We start from the raw sequence: 14732 nt of genomic DNA, 5'->3' as shown, positions 1-14732 counted from the left end.
TAGAGTGTAAGCTGGGGATGACAATGAAAGGTGTGCCGTGTGGCCCCCTCATCCGCCCTACGGGCACCTTCCCCCGCCGGGGAGAAGAGGGCGCAAGGCGTTCGCTCGGTGCCAGATGAACAGGCTTGTGCAAGGGCACTCCACCTCATGGAACCATGCCGAAGCGGCAATCTCCGTCTTCTCCCCAGCGGGGAGAAGGTGCCCGTAGGGCGGATGAGGGGGCCGCACGGCAGGACGCTTCTTTTATCGTCTGAATCAACGGAAAACGTCCGGTCGGGCCTGTTGGTCGCGGGCAACTCTACCTCACGAACAATATAACCAGCGGCCCTGCCAGCAGGCTGGCGAGGATGAAGGCGGGGAGGAGGTAGGTTTCGAGGATGCGGAGGATGGATTTGAGATGGCGCATCTTGATGTCCTGAATTGCGATGCCCGATCCTCGGCTGCAACAATTACGGCAGCATGACCGGCTGCCTTTCAACCTCCGCAATGTTGCTGCAACCCTTGCGGCCGAAACCGGGGCGCAAAGGTTGGGTGGGCGATGCGGATTCTGCTGATAGAGGATGAGAGGGAGTTGGCCGAGGCGCTGTCTGCGGCGCTCGGCAAGCATGGGATCGTGACCGATCACACGATGCATCTTGGCGATGCGGTGGAGCTGACGCGGCAGAACCTTTACGATGCGATCCTGCTCGACCGGCGCCTGCCCGATGGCGAGGGGTTGCGCTTCATTCCCGAGCTGCGGCGGACGGGAAGGGATACGCCGATCATCGTGCTGACGGCGCGGAACGAGCCGAAGGAGCGGGTGGAGGGCCTCGATCTCGGCGCCGACGACTATCTCGGCAAGCCATTCCTGGTCGAGGAGCTGATGGCGCGGTTGCGCGCCGTGCTGCGCCGGCCGCCCCATCTTTCCGAGCTCAAGATCACCGCCGGGCGGTTGGTGATCGATCCCCTGCATCTGAGCGTCACCGTCGGCGATACCACGCTCGATCTGCCCCGGCGCGAGCTTCTGGTGCTTGCCGCTCTCGCCAAGCGCAAGGAGAAGACAGTGCTGCGTTCGACGCTGGAGGCGGCGGTCTACAATTACGAAGAGGAAATCCAGTCGAACGCGCTCGATGCGCATATATCGCGGCTGCGCAAGCGGCTGACCGAAGCGGGTGCGGAGGTTTCGATCCACAATATCCGCGGCGTCGGATATCTGATGAGGGAAGAATGAGGGGCAGGGGAAGCAAGGCCAATCCGTCGCTCTGGTGGCGGCTCAGCTGGCAGCTCAGCCTCGTCTTTATCGGCGTGGTGACGGCTGTCACCATCGGGCTCTGCTTCTACGGTGCCACGATCCTCTCGCCGAACGTCGCGCTGGAGGACCACATCACCGACGTGCTGGCGCGGGCCGTTGCGCTCGATGCCGAAGGGCGGCTCGAAATCAAAGATACGCCGGAGCTCGATGCGCTCAAGCAGGAGTATGACGGGCTTTGGTATGTTGCGGCCGTGACGAACGGTTCTTCCGTGTCCTACGGAACCATCCCCGCGGCCTATAGCGAACTTGTGCATCTGACCCATTTGTTCGAAGGGGCCGATATCAGGGGATCGGCCGGCACGGATGAGATCGCCTCGGTCGAAAGCGTGGAGACGCCGATCGGTGAGCTCAGGGTGCTGTTCGGCGGCGTCGCCGATAAGGGCTGGCCCGTTCTGACCCTGATGGGCGCGGTTTATCCGATCTACGTCCCGCTGTTTGCCGTCGCCCTGCCTGCGGTTTTTCTTGCCGTTCCCCGGATCGTCAGGCGGGGCCTTGCCAGCGTCAGCGAGGTTGCCCGCAAGGCGTCTGAGATCGAACCGCGCCGCTACGATGCGCGCCTGCCGCTGGACGGGATTCCTAGGGAGGTCGCTCCGCTGGTGATTGCCTTCAATGAGGCGCTCGACCGGCTTGAGAACGAGCACCGCAAGCGGCAACACTTCCTGATCGATGCGGCGCACGAACTGAGGACGCCGATCGCGATCATGCAGACCCGGATCGATGGAACAGCCGAGGGGCAGGAGCGCAGGCGATTGCTCGACGGCGTCGCGCGTCTGGCCGAGACGGCCGAGCAACTGCTCGATTTCGAGCGCAACGACCAGGCGGCCGATCTCAACGAAGCCGTCGATCTCGTCGGGATCGCCCAAGGCGTGGTCGCCGATCTTGCGCCGCTCGCGATCGGCGCCGGCTACCAGATCTCGTTTCAGAGCGAGGTCGAGAGCTTGAAACGCAAGGGAAGCCCGTCGGCCCTGCCGCGGGCCGTCAGCAATCTCGTGCGCAACGCTATCGACCATGGCGGCGGCAGCGGCATGATCACCGTTTCCGTCTCTGCTTCCGGCGGCGGGCAGATCAGCGTCGCCGACGAAGGGCCGGGCATTCCGGCCGAACACCGCGAGCAGGTATTTGAACCCTTCTACCGCATCACCCCGAGGAGCAGCGGGGCGGGCCTCGGCCTCAGCCTCGTCAAGCAGATCGCATTGAACCATGGCGGCGAGGTCAGCATCGAGAGCGGTGCTGCCGGCACCGAGGTGACGATCCGGCTCGGATAGATCAAGCCCCTCCGGCGGCTCATGCCGTCGGAGGGGCTGCAATGCTGCGGCAATTCTTGGCCGCCAACTTCACTTGAGATCAACGGCGACGGAGGCCAGACAGAGTGCGCAGCAATCCATTTTCTTCATCCATTTCAAGACGGGCAACGAGCGCCCTTTCTCTCGCCCTGCCGCTGGCGCTTGCCGCGGCCGGCGCCGGCTGCAGCACGGTGCCGCTGAAGGAGGGCGGGACGCTATCTTCCTACGCCAATCTCGGCGCGCCCAAGGGGAAGCTCCAGAAATCGCGCGTCTATGTCGACGGGGTCGGCCTCGCGCCGGCGAAGACGGCTGCCATCACGCCGACGACCTTCGCCTTCAGCGCCGCCACCCGCATCAAATCGCCGGATGACCGGACGATGGTGTCGAACGCGCTCGACCGGGCGCTCTGCATTTCGCTCAGCGACAAATACCGGATGGTGGCGCCAGGCGAGCCGGCGGACCTGACGATCCGCTCCGTCATCACCGACATCGTGCCGACCAACAAGGCGATGGCAGGCGTTTCCACGGTGGTGAGCGTCGGCTCCGGCTTCGCGCTTCCCGTCGGCGTGCCGCGCCTGCCGGTCGGCCTCGGCGGACTGGCGGTGGAAGCCGAGGCGATCGACGGCGCGGGCGTGCAGCGGGCGGCGATGGTCTGGGCGCGGGGCGCAAACTCGCTGCAGAACAAGCCGCGCGTTTCCGAGGTGGGCGACGCCTATAGCCTGGCATCGAAATTCAGCGGCGAATTTTCCCGGATGCTGATCGCCCGCCAGGAGCCGAAGGGCCTCGACCTTTCGCTTCCCTCCGGCCAGCGGATGAAATCCTGGCTCGGGGGAAAACCGAAATACGCCGCCTGCGACGCCTTCGGCCGCGAGCCCGGGCTGGTCGGCGCGGTCGCCGCCAAATACGGCGCGCCGCCGCAATGGACCGAGAAGAAGCCGAAGCCGGCAGCCGCGGCTTATTAATCGAGCGCTCAGCCCGTACCCCCGGGGCTGACGGGATGGGCGGAGCAGGGACGGCAAGCCTTGCTCCGTTCGTCTTTTACGGCCGGATATTTCAGGGTGTCGGGCAGCCTGGGGTATAGCCCTAACGGGAGTCTTCTCCATGGAACTGCACGCTGCACAGCAGGCACGATCTCTCATCCGAACGGATTATTGAAATCACTGGTTCGGTCTATAGTTAGAGCAGTTTCCGGCGATTCCACGCGAAACAGTCGTGGATTGGGCTCGATCTTCGCGACGAATTCTATTTTAAAGATCATGCCCGAAGCAAGCAGATGTGGCGGTGCAAGGGGACCTTCATGGCTGAAGCGGCCTTGATCGGTCCGAGTAGGCTCCATGTCGTCGGATGACGTTTGAAAGTCAACGGCATGCGCAAAACAATGGCAGTCGGCCTTGCCGCCTTGATCGCCATCTACTTTCTCGGCGGCATGAGCGCGAGACATGAGATCTTTCCTTGGCCACAACTTTCCGAGCTGAGGACAATGGTTGGCGCGGAGAAGGCGGCGGCTCCAAGCCGTTATGCTTTCGACGACAAGGAACGACTCATCGGGGATGAATCAAAAACGCTTGTGACCTGCCCGACGCAAACTGACCGGACTGCTGTCTTACTCATTCTTGGCCAATCGAACGCGGCCAACGACGGTGGACAGCGGCACAGGTCAAATTATGGCGCTCGCGTTGTAAACGCCTTTGACAAACGGTGCTTCATCGCCGCTTCGCCACTTCTTGGATCGACCGATACCAAGGGAGAGTACTGGACGCTTCTTGCGAACAATTTGATCGCATCGGGACAAAATGACAGCGTCATCCTCGCACCTCTCGCATATTCCGGATCTGAGGTCGCACGATGGGCGAAAGGCGGTGACCTCAATCCTGTGCTGGTCGATACCGTGAAACAGCTTCAGGATTCCGGTTATCGGATAACGAGCGTCCTCTGGGTGCAAGGAGAGAAGGACCTCGTTCTCGGCACCACTGCGCAGGCCTATCAGGAACATTTCATGTCGATGGTTGACACATTGCGTCAGCACGGCGTCGAAGCACCCGTTTACATTTCGATCGCATCGAAATGCCTCGAACCGAGCAACGGCGGCTTCAAGGAGCATATTCCAGACAATGCGATAGTACGGGCGCAACTGGCCCTGTCAAAAAGCGGCCACGGTATCCGAGAGGGCGTCAATTCCGACGCGTTACTCGATGGAGAGGACCGCTATGACGATTGCCATATCGGCGGCACAGGCGCGGAGAAAATGTCGCGGGCCTGGCTGAACCTTCTGCGCAGCGATCACCGCCTGCAAACCTCGCGATAAAAAGCCCCGCATCTTCATGCGGGGCTGGCTGCCGGTGTCGGCTGACTGGATATTACCGGCACTGGCGGCGAGGACCGTAATTCGGCTGATAGGTATTGTCGTAAGCGCGATAAGACCGGTAGCGGGAGTAGCAATATTCGGCATGCGTGCTGTAGCCGGTGGAGCCATAGGCTCGCGGCTGCGAGGCGATGAGGCCACCGATGATGGCGCCGGCCGCCAGGCCGCCGATGATGGCGCCGCTATTGTCATAGTGGTGATATCGCCTGCCATAGCGGCGATCCCAGCCATAGCGGTCATCCCGGTAGTAGTCGCGGTTCCGGTAGTAGCTGCGGTCGCGGTTGCCGTAGTAGTCGCGGTTGCCGTAGTTGTCGCGGTCGCGGTAGTGATGGCGCCTGCGGTACCAGTCGTCATCATTGTTGCCGAACTGGCCCGGGCAGTTGGTGAAGTTATTGCAGCCGACCGTGATGATCCGGGCATCGCTGCCTCCAAGCGCCGGCTGCTCGGCCTGCTGTGCCGGACTCGGCACGAAGGCAGGGCCTGCCGAAGCCGGCATTCCGGAGAAGGCCGTCGCGATCGACAGGGCTATGATGGCGAATCTGTTCATTTCACTCACCTTGGGTAAACGGATGTATCGAGGAGGTAACGCAGCGGAAGGGATTTGGTTTCATTTTGGAATGGGAACGTCAGTATCGGCTAACGGACGTTGTGAGAATGTTCCCGGTGAGCCCGTTTGCGGCGGGATGGGATCTACGCAGGAACCCGGCTGGTCAGCCTTTTCGACCAGGCCATGACCGGACGCTCCACGACCACCCAAGACACGAAAGCGGCGAGCACGGATGAGGCTCCGACGAGGAGCATTGTCAGAGGGCCGCGCGAAACGTCCAGGACGCCGAGGCGCGTGCTGAGGCTGAGGAAAACCGTCCAGATCGGCAGATGGTAGAGATAGGCGCCGTAACTGATCCGGCCGAGGCCGCTGATGAGCGGGTTTGCCAGGATCGCGAGAAGCTGTCCTTTCGAGGCGAGGGCGACGATCATGGTCAATGGCAAGAGCAGGGCTGGCACCAAGGCGGGTGTCAGCCACGAGGACAAGGGCGAGCAGCGCGTGCTCGACGAGAGCGGCCAGCCCTATTTCCGCAAGGAAGACTACTGGTGCTGGCATGTCGGCATGTTCGTGAAGGACTGGCGCTACAATGCCCGCATCGCCAATATCGACGTGTCGAACATGCTCGCCGGCAGCGTGGATCTCTGGGCGCTGATGCGCAAGGCCTATTACCGCCTGCAGTCTCGCCGGCGCGACGGCGTTGCGAGCCGCATCGCGATCTACATGAACCGCGACGTGCTCGAAATCCTCGACGTGCAGTCGAGCGACCGAAGCCTGCTGGCGGCCAACCCGAACTATACCGGCCTCACGCACATGACCGTCGAGGGCAAGGAAGTCCGCGCCTATCGCGGCATTCCGATCCGTGAGACCGACGCGATCCTGAATACCGAGGCTGCGGTACCGGCTGCGCCCTGACGGCTGATCGGCTAGAGCCCGTCGCCAATTGCGGCGGGCAAATCTCCCAAGACATCCAGACCCGAGAGGCATCTCAGATGATTTTCGACAAGCAGAGCCTGCTTTCCGATGCGCAGGCCATCACCGCGGATGCGGCCAGCACCAATGTGATCAACCTCGGCCCGATCGCCACCGGCACGGTGCGCAACATCGGCAAGGGCAAGAAGATCCCGCTTTCGATCCAGGTGGTCGAGGCGTTCAACAACCTGACCTCGCTCGAGATCAAGGTGCAGGTCGACGACAACGAGGCCTTCGCCTCGCCGAAGCAGATCGGCACGACGGGCTTGCTTGTTCTTGCCGACCTTGCGCTCGGCAAGAAGATCAACATCGACAGCGTGCCGCGCGACGCCGACGAGCGCTTCTTCCGTCTCTTTTACGACGTGACGGGAACGGCGCCGACATCAGGCAAGATCACCGCCGGCGTGGTCGCGGCAACGGAGTAGCCGCCATGGTGACGGTGACCGCAAACGAAAGGGGCTATTTCGACGGCGAGCTGCGCGAGATCGGCGCTTCCTTCGTTGTGCCCGATGCCCTCTGGAACGACGAGGAGAGGCGGCCGAAATGGGCTAGCCTTTCCCGTGGGGGCGCAGGCGTTGCCAGGATCGTCAGGCCGAAAACCGGCGAGACGGATGGTGCTGCCGAGATTCCCGATGACTGGCAGAACCTGACGGCGGCCGAACGCAAGGCGCTCGCCAAGGCGATCTCCGGCGAGCCGGCTCCGAATGTCCGCGAGGCGTATCTGGTGATCGCCGCCGAGATCGAGCGGCGCGCGGCTGAGGCCGGCTCGGGCGACAACGCGCCGACGCGCGTGTCGGGGAATGGCCTGCAGGAGGCGCTCGGCGTGCAGCCGCCTGATTGGGTTGCTCCGGCCGCACCGTAGGTTGATGGGGAGGGGCGTCGCCTGGTGCCTGCCCCTCACCCTCACCCTCTCCCCGTAAACGGGGCGAGGGGACGTGGCAAACGCGACGTCGAGTTTTGGGCAAGCGGGTGCGGCATATTCCCTTCTCCCCGCGTGCGGGGAGAAGGTGGCGGCAGCCGGATGAGGGGCAGCCATCGTCACGAACAGGCAGTCGTGGGGTTGCTCCACGCATCGATGCGCAGCAAATCCTCCGGACAAGCCCGAGGATGACGTCGAGTAAGTGATAAACCGGGGAGGGTATATCGCCCTCTCTTCCCCCACTTTCCCTGGAAGAAGCATCCTTATGGCTGAGATTTTCAATGAGCAGCGTGTGATCGGCGTGCATATCGTTCCGGACGGGACGGTGCTGCACAATGGGCAGCGCGTGGTGGGCATTCGTGAAGCCGAGAGCGGCGTGCTGTTTACCGGCGGCCGGCGCGTTCTCGGCGTCAGCGTGCTTTCGGGCAGCGAAGTGATCTATAACGAGCAGGTCGTGGTCGGCGCGGTGATCATCCGGGACGACCGCACGCTCTATAACGGAATGCCCGTGGTGCCGGTCAGCGGCAGCGGCGCCGCGCCCGCCGATCCCGATCGCTACATGTTCTTTGCGACGCGCAACCGCATGCCCTCAGGCGCGCTGGTCACGGCGGCGGCTGGGACCAACTATGTCTGCTCGAAGATCGTCGTCTCGTCGCCCTCCTACCGGACAAATACCTTCCGCTTTCATTTCTCCGGTTTTGCCTCGACCGAGGGCGGCAACAGTCCGCAGGAAACCGTCTATGCCGGCAATGCGACCGTCATCGACGGGCTTTTGATCCGAATCGGCGGCGTGTTCCATCCCTGCAGCTTTGCCGGGACGGCAGGCGTTACGATCCCCGATCAATCGCAGGGCACCTGGAGCGATCCGTTGACGCTTGCCGATGCCGTGGCCGCCGAGACTGAGATCGAGATCTGGCTGTTCTACCACACCGATGCCGGGCAGATGCAGTTGCCGGTCTACCGCATCCAGAAGCATCGCGGCGAACGCATATGGGGGGCGGCCGATTACGCATCGCTGCTTGCCTTCAAGGACACGCCCGATGCAGACAGCACACCGGCGCTGGACACGAATTACGCCGGCCAGACGCAGCCGCAATATTACGGCCCAGATTTCATGGTGGCGAAGGGCGACTGGGATGGTCGGCCGGTCGCGCTCGTCGCCTGCGACAGCATCGGCGAAGCCAGGCAGGAATTTTCCGCGGCCGCAGACCAGAGGGGCAATCTCGGCTGGTTGAGGAAGTGGCTCGACTCCGGCTGGCGGATTCCGCATGTGATGATCGGCATGCCGGGCGCGGCCGCCTTCCGCGAGCTCACCGGGTCCGGCGCCAGCATCGCCACGCGGCGCTGGGCGATCGTCGATGAAATCATCGCCTTCAACGGCGGCAAGCGGCCGTTCACCGTCATCCTCAACCAGATGGGGCAGAACGATACGACGACGCCCTATTCCACCTTCTTCACGACGCGCTATCTCGGCTTCGTCAACCGGCTGCGCTCTCGCTACAGCGGCGCGAAGATCGTGGCGCTGCCGCCGCTCGGGCGGACCAACGCGACGATTTCGATCACGCTGACCTCCACTGGTGCGCTGGCGACGGCGACCTGCGCCTCGACCGCGCATCTGGTCTCGGGCCAGAGCCTGGTCATCGCGGGCGCCACGCCTTCGGCCTATAACGGCACCTACGCGATATCGGTCACAGGCCCGACGACCTTCACCTACACATTTGCCGGCGGCACCTCGCCGGCGACAGGCACGATCACCGCCGCCGACGATTTCCGAACCGAGGCAAGCCAGACATATGCCGCGCAGAACAGCTATCCCGCCGATGGCACCGATGCCTCGAACAAATGGCGCCTGCGCAACGACATCCTGGCGAAGACGTCGGCCTGCTGCGACGACAGCATCGATACGCTCGGGGCCTGGCAGGGACCTGCCGGCATCGGCAAATGGCCGGGGCAGATCGACCTTCCCTCCAGCGTGTTGACTGTTCAGGCCGGCACGGACGGCGTTGCCACCTATACCTCAATCCAGGTGGCCGACGGTTCGATCTTTTCCCCTGAACAGCCGCTTCGCATCTACAGCGCCGACGGCCTGACATTGCTGCGATCCCCGGCGATTTCAGCCGTGAATGGCAATGTCTTGACGCTCGCGGCGGCAGCGACGGTGCTGCCAGCGGGCAGCCTCGTGAGGCAGGCGGTATTGCCGGATGGCGTTCATCCTCTTCCCGCCATGGTGAAGCGGATCAGGCTGGGTGTGGCGCAAGGGGAGAAGGAGAAACTGAAGGTGGCGTGAGATCACGCCGCCTTGCCGTGACCGCGTTCTACAGGCCGCTTGAGGTCTCGTCCTATCCGTGCTGTCCGCCGGCCAGCAGCCGAAGCTGATGTTCGTCGTGAACACCCTGCCGATAAAGCTCGATGATGAGGGCGCCGAGGCTGTCGGCTTTCTCGCCGGATCTTTCGATATCAAGTTCGGTGCAGACCGCTTCGTGAACGCGGCGGCAAACGTCGAGATCCGCTGAAGCAAGCGGTTCGTCGCGTGTATTGAACAACTTGTCTGACATCGCCTAGCCCTTTTTCGATGCCTATGAGTCGCTATCGAAAAAAAGATAATTTCGCGATGTTTCTTCTGCAAGATGGACGAAGGCCCGAATTTCGAAATCAGGAAACGCCGCAGGTGAAGGCCTGGGACGGTTGGGACGAGCCGGCCGGCCGCTGGCACGTCCCATTGCAAAACGTACGATCTATTCCACCGCGGGAGCCTTGCCGCCCTCGCGCGACAGACGCAGCTCCTTCAGCCGCTTCGTCTTTTCCCTCCGAGCCCGCTGCTCCGCCTCGATGGTTTCCCTGGCGGTCCGCTCGGTATTTTCGAAACGATGCTGCCGATAAGCCTTTGATGAAGGTTCGCGTTCTCTTGTCATGGCCGTGAAACGCAAATCGCCGGAAACGGTTTCATGAAAAATGGGGAATCTCTTGCGACCTCTTGTACGGGCCAGCCGGAGACATCAATGCCAACATAAGTCGGGCATTCAGTGTTTCAGTCATATCTCCGGTGAGAAAATGACACTATAAATTAGTGCATGATAACCTGAGGTAAGCCGACAGCATTCCCTTTCTAGCTGCAACAAATGGTTTCTTCACAACGATGGGGTTCGCGTGAATAATTGGTTCTTCATGATTCCCAATTGAACCGGCGTCTCATTTCTCGGCACTCGAAAGCAGGTCTCCAAATTGACTGTCAATGTGAAGAAAAAGGCTGTGGCATCCGCGCTATGGTCTGTGGTCCGGATCGGCGTCGATCAAGTTTTTTCTTTTGTTGTATTTGTGGTTGTTGCTCGTATCCTCGGACCCGTCGAGGTTGGATTGTTTGCCCTCGGCATGATTGTTTCCGAGATGGGCCGCATCTTCGCGACATCAGGTTTTTCCGACGCCGTAACCAAAGCGAGACAGGACGATGAGGAGATCGTCTCGCGGGCAGCCTTCTGGGGCAACATGGGCATGGCCGTGGCTTGCGCGGTTGTTATCACGATGCTTGCCCGACCGATTTCATGGCTTATGGGAACTGATCGCCTCGAGGGCGTTCTCATCGCCCTTGCCTGGACACTTCCCATTTCCGCCGGTGGAGCAATTCACATGGCGCGCCAATTGCGCCGGTTCGGGCATAAGACGCTCGCTATTCGATCCATCATCGCGGGATTGATCGGCAGTGCTGCTGCCGTTTGGGCAGCCCATGAGAACTTCGGTGTCTATGCGCTGGTGATACAGCGGTTCATCACTGAATTCGTGACCATGGTGACGGCGTGGCTTGCCTTTCGCTGGTGGCCATCGGTGAATTTCACACGGGCGCAGCTTATGGAGGTTCTTCCCTTCAGCGTGAGCATGTCCGCTTCGAAACTGATCGGTGTGATTATTTCTCGCGTGCAGGACATGATTATCGGGGTTTTCGTCGGTCCGGCGTCCGTCGGTTTCTATCGCGTCGCTCGCCGGACGATCGACATGCTTTCGATCGGCACCCTGACGCCCATCTCTACGGTTTCGGTCAATCTCTTCGTCGCCATCCGTGAGGACGAGGCAAGGGTCAAGCAGACGTTCGCCCGTCTGTTGAGTGTCGCCGGAGCGGTGTCGTTTCCAGCTTTCTTTGGCCTGGCTGCCGTGGCCAAGGACCTGGTGGCAATCCTCTACGGACAGCGATGGCTTGAAGTCGTGCCGATGATGCAGGCGCTGTCGCTCTTTTGCATACCGAGCCTGTTCGGCCTGCTCTTCCTCTCTGTGCTGACCTCCTTTGGCCAGTCAAAGAAGGCACTTCGCTTTACGACCATACAGTTTTTCGTCACCGTCGCATTTGCTCTCATCGCCGCGCCTTTCGGCGTGTGGCCGATCATATTGTCACTGCTTGCGCGCGGATATGTGATGATACCCTATCAGATCAAGCTGATCGAACCTCATACCAAATGCTCATTGTCTGACGCAGGGCTGGCAATTCTGCGGCCACTCATGGCTGCCTTGATCATGGCAATTGCGTGCTACTGCCTCGCGACATACGGGCTTGCGTCAATTCACAATGTGATTCTGCGCCTCGTTACTGCAATCAGCGCCGGGATGGTCATCTACACGGCAGTGCTATTTCTGACTGACCGCCAATCGATTATTTGGTTGATCCAGCTGTCAAGATCGCGTTCCGAGAAGTTCAGCTAGAATAACGATCCGCAGCCAGCGGAATTACTGACCTATACTTCTGTAAGTGCAAACTGAAAGGAGTGGCGAGCGCCCCATGGGCCGCTCGCCACTCCTTTGGGGTTTATTCCGCGCCTTCGATGATGGTGTCGGCCAATCAATATTGAGCCCGGAATATAGTTGGTGAGATTTTCCCGACTTAAATTTTAAGTTGCTTTTTATCGGTTTACCTTCTTTGGAAAAGCTTGTTTATCTCGCTGTAAAATACAGGTAGTCGATACTCGTCTGCTAGTATGATTTCAATTTACAATTCTGTGGATATTGAGGGATTACAGCCAGAGCCTCTTATCTGGAGGCATTTCCTATGCATTCAATAAGAGTGGGGGCCGATCAATATGTCGGCGGGAGTTATAGTTGATGGAATTTGCTTGTCCTGACGTTCAGGGCGGGCTTTGAGATGGGGGGATCTCGATGAAAATGTTCGCTTTCAGTAAAGTTTCCAATTTCGGGGATCAGCTGAATCATTGGCTTTGGCCGAAGCTTTTGCCCGGAGGTTTCTTCACTGAAAATGATGAAAGGCTGTTTCTCGGGATCGGCTCTGTTCTCTACGACAGCCACCCCGCCAATGCGGAGAAAGTTGTATTCGGAGCAGGTTATGCCGGATATTCGGCGCTTCCGGCCATCGACGAGACATGGAAGCTCTATTTCGTGCGCGGCAAGAATACCGCAGCAGCTCTGAACCTGCCTGAAGATATGGCGGTCGGTGATTCCGGCATCCTCATCAGGGCCGTCACGCTTCCGCAATATGAAAAGCGCTTCCGCGTTTCCTTTATGCCGCATTACGAAAGCGCCATGTTCGGCAGCTGGGAAAAGATCTGCAACAAGCTCGGCATCAACTTCATCGATCCGCGATGGGACGTGGATGTCGTGCTGGAGCACATGCTGTCGTCGGAGCTCCTGGTTTCCGAAGCCATGCATGGCGTCATCATCGCAGATGCCTTGCGGGTGCCGTGGAAGGCCATCTTGCCGCACGACCCGAACCATCGGAACAAATGGCAGGACTGGGCGAGCGTGCTTGACCTCAACATCGATTTCCAGCGCCTTGGGCCATCCAACGCCCTGGAATGGCTGATGAGCTTCTTTTGGGGGAAGCGACGTTTCGTCTACGCCCTGCGAAAGCGCCGGGACAAGTTTTTCAGCTTTGGTTTCGGTTTGCCGCTGGCCACCGCTATCGGTGCACTGAAAACGGCCAGTCGGGCCGCCGGCCAATTGAGTTCCGATACCAGCATTGAACGCGTGACAAGCCGCATGCTCGTCGAGCTTGATCGCCTGAAGACGGATTTCGCTCCCGCAGCCCTGACGGCGAGCGGTGCGTCTTGATGCGCGCCAGCGCTAAAAGAAGCAGGGTAAGAGATGATCGCACAGGCGCAAGCTGCGCGGGCGGGCTAACTGTCTGATCCCAGGTCCGGCGGTGCAAGACCAATTCTGACGCAACCGGATGCAGGTTGCGCCGCCAACCGGGCGCCTCATCGGCGCCCGGTTCTTTACGACTCAGCCCTTGATGAAAGCGAGGAGGTCGGCGTTTATGACGTCGGCGTGAGTGGTACACATGCCGTGCGGGAATTTCTCGTAGACCTTCAGCGTGGCGTTCTGCAGGAGCTTGGACGAGAGCAGGGCGGAATCGGCGATCGGCACGATCTGATCGTCGTCGCCGTGCATGACGAAGGTCGGCACGGTGATGATCTTCAGATCTTCGGTGAAATCGGTTTCCGAAAAGGCCTTGATGCCGTCGTAATGCGCCTTGGCGCCGCCGATCATGCCCTGGCGCCACCAATTGTTGATGATCGGCTCGGAGACTTTCGCGCCCGGCCGGTTGAAGCTGTAGAAGGGGCCCGCCGGAAGATCGCGATAAAATTGCGAGCGGTTGGCGGCGAGCTGGCTGCGCAGGCCGTCGAAGACTTCGATCGGCAGACCGCCCGGATTGGCATCGGATTTCACCATGACCGGCGGCACGGCGCCGATGAGGACGAGCTTGGCGACGCGGCCCTGGGGCTGGCCATGGCGCGCGACATAATGAGTCGCTTCGCCGCCGCCGGTGGAGTGGCCGACATGGATCGCGTTCCTGAGATCGAGATGCTCGACGACGGCGGCGGCATCGGCGGCGTAATGGTCCATATCATGACCGTCGCCGACCTGGGTGGAGCGGCCGTGGCCGCGGCGGTCATGGGCGACGACGCGATAGCCGTTTTGTAGGAAGAACAGCATCTGGGTGTCCCAGTCGTCGGAGCTGAGCGGCCAGCCGTGGTGGAACATGATCGGCTGGGCGCTCTTCGGCCCCCAATCCTTATAGAAGATCTCGACGCCGTCCTTCGTGGTAACTGTGCTCATGGCATGGCTCCCTTGGTTGGTTGGGTTGATACAGGCGGAAGTCTGCGCCGTCGCCGGCGCAATTGGGCAAGGTTACGGGCGCGGGAGGCCGCGCCGCGTGCTGACGTGCTTATCTAGCGCGTCTTTCTATTCGATCGATATGACAGATTTCCATAGGTGAGGGCTGGGATAAGTAAAGCTACGGAGGTCACAGTCTCGGGAGTTTTGGCACGAAGATCCGAGGGAAAGGTCGTATTGTGCATGCTCGACGCCGAGCACCCGCCTCTTCCTTCGAGGCCCCTGAGGGGCACCTCAGGATGAGGCTCTTT

15 protein-coding genes are annotated in these 14732 nt (G+C 60.8%); 10 read left to right on the top strand and 5 right to left on the bottom strand.

What is annotated here, in order from left to right; translation table 11 throughout:
* Nucleotides 1–538: 538 nt before the first annotated feature.
* From EFD55_RS25865 to EFD55_RS25850, 4 genes are all read left to right on the top strand, one after another.
* Nucleotides 539–1210, top strand: a complete 672-nt coding sequence (locus tag EFD55_RS25865; RefSeq protein WP_125848789.1) for a response regulator transcription factor — start codon at nucleotides 539–541, stop codon at nucleotides 1208–1210.
* Entirely contained in the window at nucleotides 1207–2556 is a 1350-nt protein-coding gene (locus EFD55_RS25860; protein ID WP_125848787.1) for a sensor histidine kinase, read from the top strand. Before EFD55_RS25865 ends, EFD55_RS25860 begins: the two co-directional genes overlap by 4 nt.
* Before the next feature lie 104 nt (nucleotides 2557–2660).
* Complete coding sequence (locus EFD55_RS25855; RefSeq protein WP_125848785.1) at nucleotides 2661–3536, top strand: DUF3313 domain-containing protein; 876 nt, start codon at nucleotides 2661–2663, stop codon at nucleotides 3534–3536.
* 404 nt (nucleotides 3537–3940) lie between these two features.
* Nucleotides 3941–4879 carry a sialate O-acetylesterase gene (locus tag EFD55_RS25850; protein ID WP_125848892.1) on the top strand — a complete coding sequence of 313 codons (939 nt, stop codon included), beginning with the start codon at nucleotides 3941–3943 and terminating at the stop codon, nucleotides 4877–4879.
* Between the two features lie 52 nt (nucleotides 4880–4931).
* Here the strand turns inward: EFD55_RS25850 and EFD55_RS25845 are convergent, their stop codons facing one another.
* Together EFD55_RS25845 and EFD55_RS25840 are read right to left on the bottom strand one after the other, a co-directional pair.
* Complete coding sequence (locus EFD55_RS25845) at nucleotides 4932–5483, bottom strand: BA14K family protein (protein ID WP_125848783.1); 552 nt, start codon at nucleotides 5481–5483, stop codon at nucleotides 4932–4934.
* Nucleotides 5484–5626: 143 nt separating this feature from the next.
* Nucleotides 5627–5914 (bottom strand): acyltransferase family protein, encoded by a 288-nt coding sequence (locus tag EFD55_RS25840; RefSeq protein WP_245438551.1) that lies wholly within the window; start codon nucleotides 5912–5914, stop codon nucleotides 5627–5629.
* Here EFD55_RS25840 and EFD55_RS25835 point away from each other — a divergent pair.
* The 4 genes from EFD55_RS25835 (at nucleotide 5913) to EFD55_RS25820 (ending at nucleotide 9658) form a co-directional block, all read left to right on the top strand.
* Entirely contained in the window at nucleotides 5913–6395 is a 483-nt protein-coding gene (locus EFD55_RS25835) for a major capsid protein (protein ID WP_245438550.1), read from the top strand. The two genes, EFD55_RS25840 and EFD55_RS25835, sit on opposite strands and share 2 nt — an antisense overlap.
* A gap of 77 nt (nucleotides 6396–6472) precedes the next feature.
* Nucleotides 6473–6877 (top strand): Bbp16 family capsid cement protein, encoded by a 405-nt coding sequence (locus EFD55_RS25830; protein WP_125848781.1) that lies wholly within the window; start codon nucleotides 6473–6475, stop codon nucleotides 6875–6877.
* A 5-nt stretch (nucleotides 6878–6882) separates the two neighbouring features.
* Complete coding sequence (locus EFD55_RS25825) at nucleotides 6883–7314, top strand: hypothetical protein (RefSeq protein WP_125848779.1); 432 nt, start codon at nucleotides 6883–6885, stop codon at nucleotides 7312–7314.
* A 322-nt stretch (nucleotides 7315–7636) separates the two neighbouring features.
* Nucleotides 7637–9658, top strand: coding sequence for a hypothetical protein (locus EFD55_RS25820; RefSeq protein WP_312860848.1), 2022 nt, complete (start codon nucleotides 7637–7639; stop codon nucleotides 9656–9658).
* Between the two features lie 52 nt (nucleotides 9659–9710).
* Here the strand turns inward: EFD55_RS25820 and EFD55_RS25815 are convergent, their stop codons facing one another.
* Both EFD55_RS25815 and EFD55_RS33305 read right to left on the bottom strand, forming a co-directional pair.
* Complete coding sequence (locus tag EFD55_RS25815) at nucleotides 9711–9926, bottom strand: hypothetical protein (RefSeq protein ID WP_125848777.1); 216 nt, start codon at nucleotides 9924–9926, stop codon at nucleotides 9711–9713.
* 180 nt (nucleotides 9927–10106) lie between these two features.
* A complete protein-coding gene (locus tag EFD55_RS33305) occupies nucleotides 10107–10283 on the bottom strand; it encodes a hypothetical protein (RefSeq protein ID WP_165504892.1) in 177 nt (58 codons plus the stop codon).
* Between the two features lie 310 nt (nucleotides 10284–10593).
* Between EFD55_RS33305 and EFD55_RS25810 the strand changes: the two genes are divergently transcribed.
* A complete protein-coding gene (locus EFD55_RS25810; RefSeq protein ID WP_210276350.1) occupies nucleotides 10594–12057 on the top strand; it encodes an oligosaccharide flippase family protein in 1464 nt (487 codons plus the stop codon).
* 450 nt (nucleotides 12058–12507) lie between these two features.
* The gene (locus EFD55_RS25805) at nucleotides 12508–13416 is read left to right on the top strand and encodes a polysaccharide pyruvyl transferase family protein (RefSeq protein ID WP_125848775.1); all 909 of its coding nucleotides are present in this window, start codon (nucleotides 12508–12510) and stop codon (nucleotides 13414–13416) included.
* Nucleotides 13417–13587: 171 nt separating this feature from the next.
* Here EFD55_RS25805 and EFD55_RS25800 read toward each other — a convergent pair whose 3' ends face one another.
* Nucleotides 13588–14424: an alpha/beta fold hydrolase gene (locus EFD55_RS25800; RefSeq protein WP_125848773.1), complete on the bottom strand. Its 837-nt coding sequence runs from the start codon at nucleotides 14422–14424 to the stop codon at nucleotides 13588–13590.
* Nucleotides 14425–14732 lie beyond the last annotated feature (308 nt).

Origin of the sequence: Rhizobium pisi (assembly GCF_003938655.1) — a bacterium.
In the GTDB taxonomy this organism is placed as follows: domain Bacteria; phylum Pseudomonadota; class Alphaproteobacteria; order Rhizobiales; family Rhizobiaceae; genus Rhizobium; species Rhizobium pisi.
The sequence above is the reverse complement of the archived record's forward strand: the minus strand, read 5'-3'. Positions and strand labels throughout refer to the sequence as shown.

What these genes read in the sequence shown, in the direction of transcription:
- EFD55_RS25835 (WP_245438550.1), top strand. Translation starts at nt 5,913, where the DNA reads ATGGTCAATGGCAAGAGCAGGGCTGGCACCAAGGCGGGTGTCAGCCAC.
- EFD55_RS25825 (WP_125848779.1), top strand. Translation starts at nt 6,883, where the DNA reads ATGGTGACGGTGACCGCAAACGAAAGGGGCTATTTCGACGGCGAGCTG.
- EFD55_RS25815 (WP_125848777.1), bottom strand. Translation starts at nt 9,926, where the DNA reads ATGTCAGACAAGTTGTTCAATACACGCGACGAACCGCTTGCTTCAGCG.
- EFD55_RS25830 (WP_125848781.1), top strand. Translation starts at nt 6,473, where the DNA reads ATGATTTTCGACAAGCAGAGCCTGCTTTCCGATGCGCAGGCCATCACC.
- EFD55_RS33305 (WP_165504892.1), bottom strand. Translation starts at nt 10,283, where the DNA reads ATGACAAGAGAACGCGAACCTTCATCAAAGGCTTATCGGCAGCATCGT.
- EFD55_RS25840 (WP_245438551.1), bottom strand. Translation starts at nt 5,914, where the DNA reads ATGATCGTCGCCCTCGCCTCGAAAGGACAGCTTCTCGCGATCCTGGCA.
- EFD55_RS25860 (WP_125848787.1), top strand. Translation starts at nt 1,207, where the DNA reads ATGAGGGGCAGGGGAAGCAAGGCCAATCCGTCGCTCTGGTGGCGGCTC.
- EFD55_RS25845 (WP_125848783.1), bottom strand. Translation starts at nt 5,483, where the DNA reads ATGAACAGATTCGCCATCATAGCCCTGTCGATCGCGACGGCCTTCTCC.
- EFD55_RS25820 (WP_312860848.1), top strand. Translation starts at nt 7,637, where the DNA reads ATGGCTGAGATTTTCAATGAGCAGCGTGTGATCGGCGTGCATATCGTT.
- EFD55_RS25805 (WP_125848775.1), top strand. Translation starts at nt 12,508, where the DNA reads ATGAAAATGTTCGCTTTCAGTAAAGTTTCCAATTTCGGGGATCAGCTG.
- EFD55_RS25865 (WP_125848789.1), top strand. Translation starts at nt 539, where the DNA reads ATGCGGATTCTGCTGATAGAGGATGAGAGGGAGTTGGCCGAGGCGCTG.
- EFD55_RS25800 (WP_125848773.1), bottom strand. Translation starts at nt 14,424, where the DNA reads ATGAGCACAGTTACCACGAAGGACGGCGTCGAGATCTTCTATAAGGAT.
- EFD55_RS25850 (WP_125848892.1), top strand. Translation starts at nt 3,941, where the DNA reads ATGCGCAAAACAATGGCAGTCGGCCTTGCCGCCTTGATCGCCATCTAC.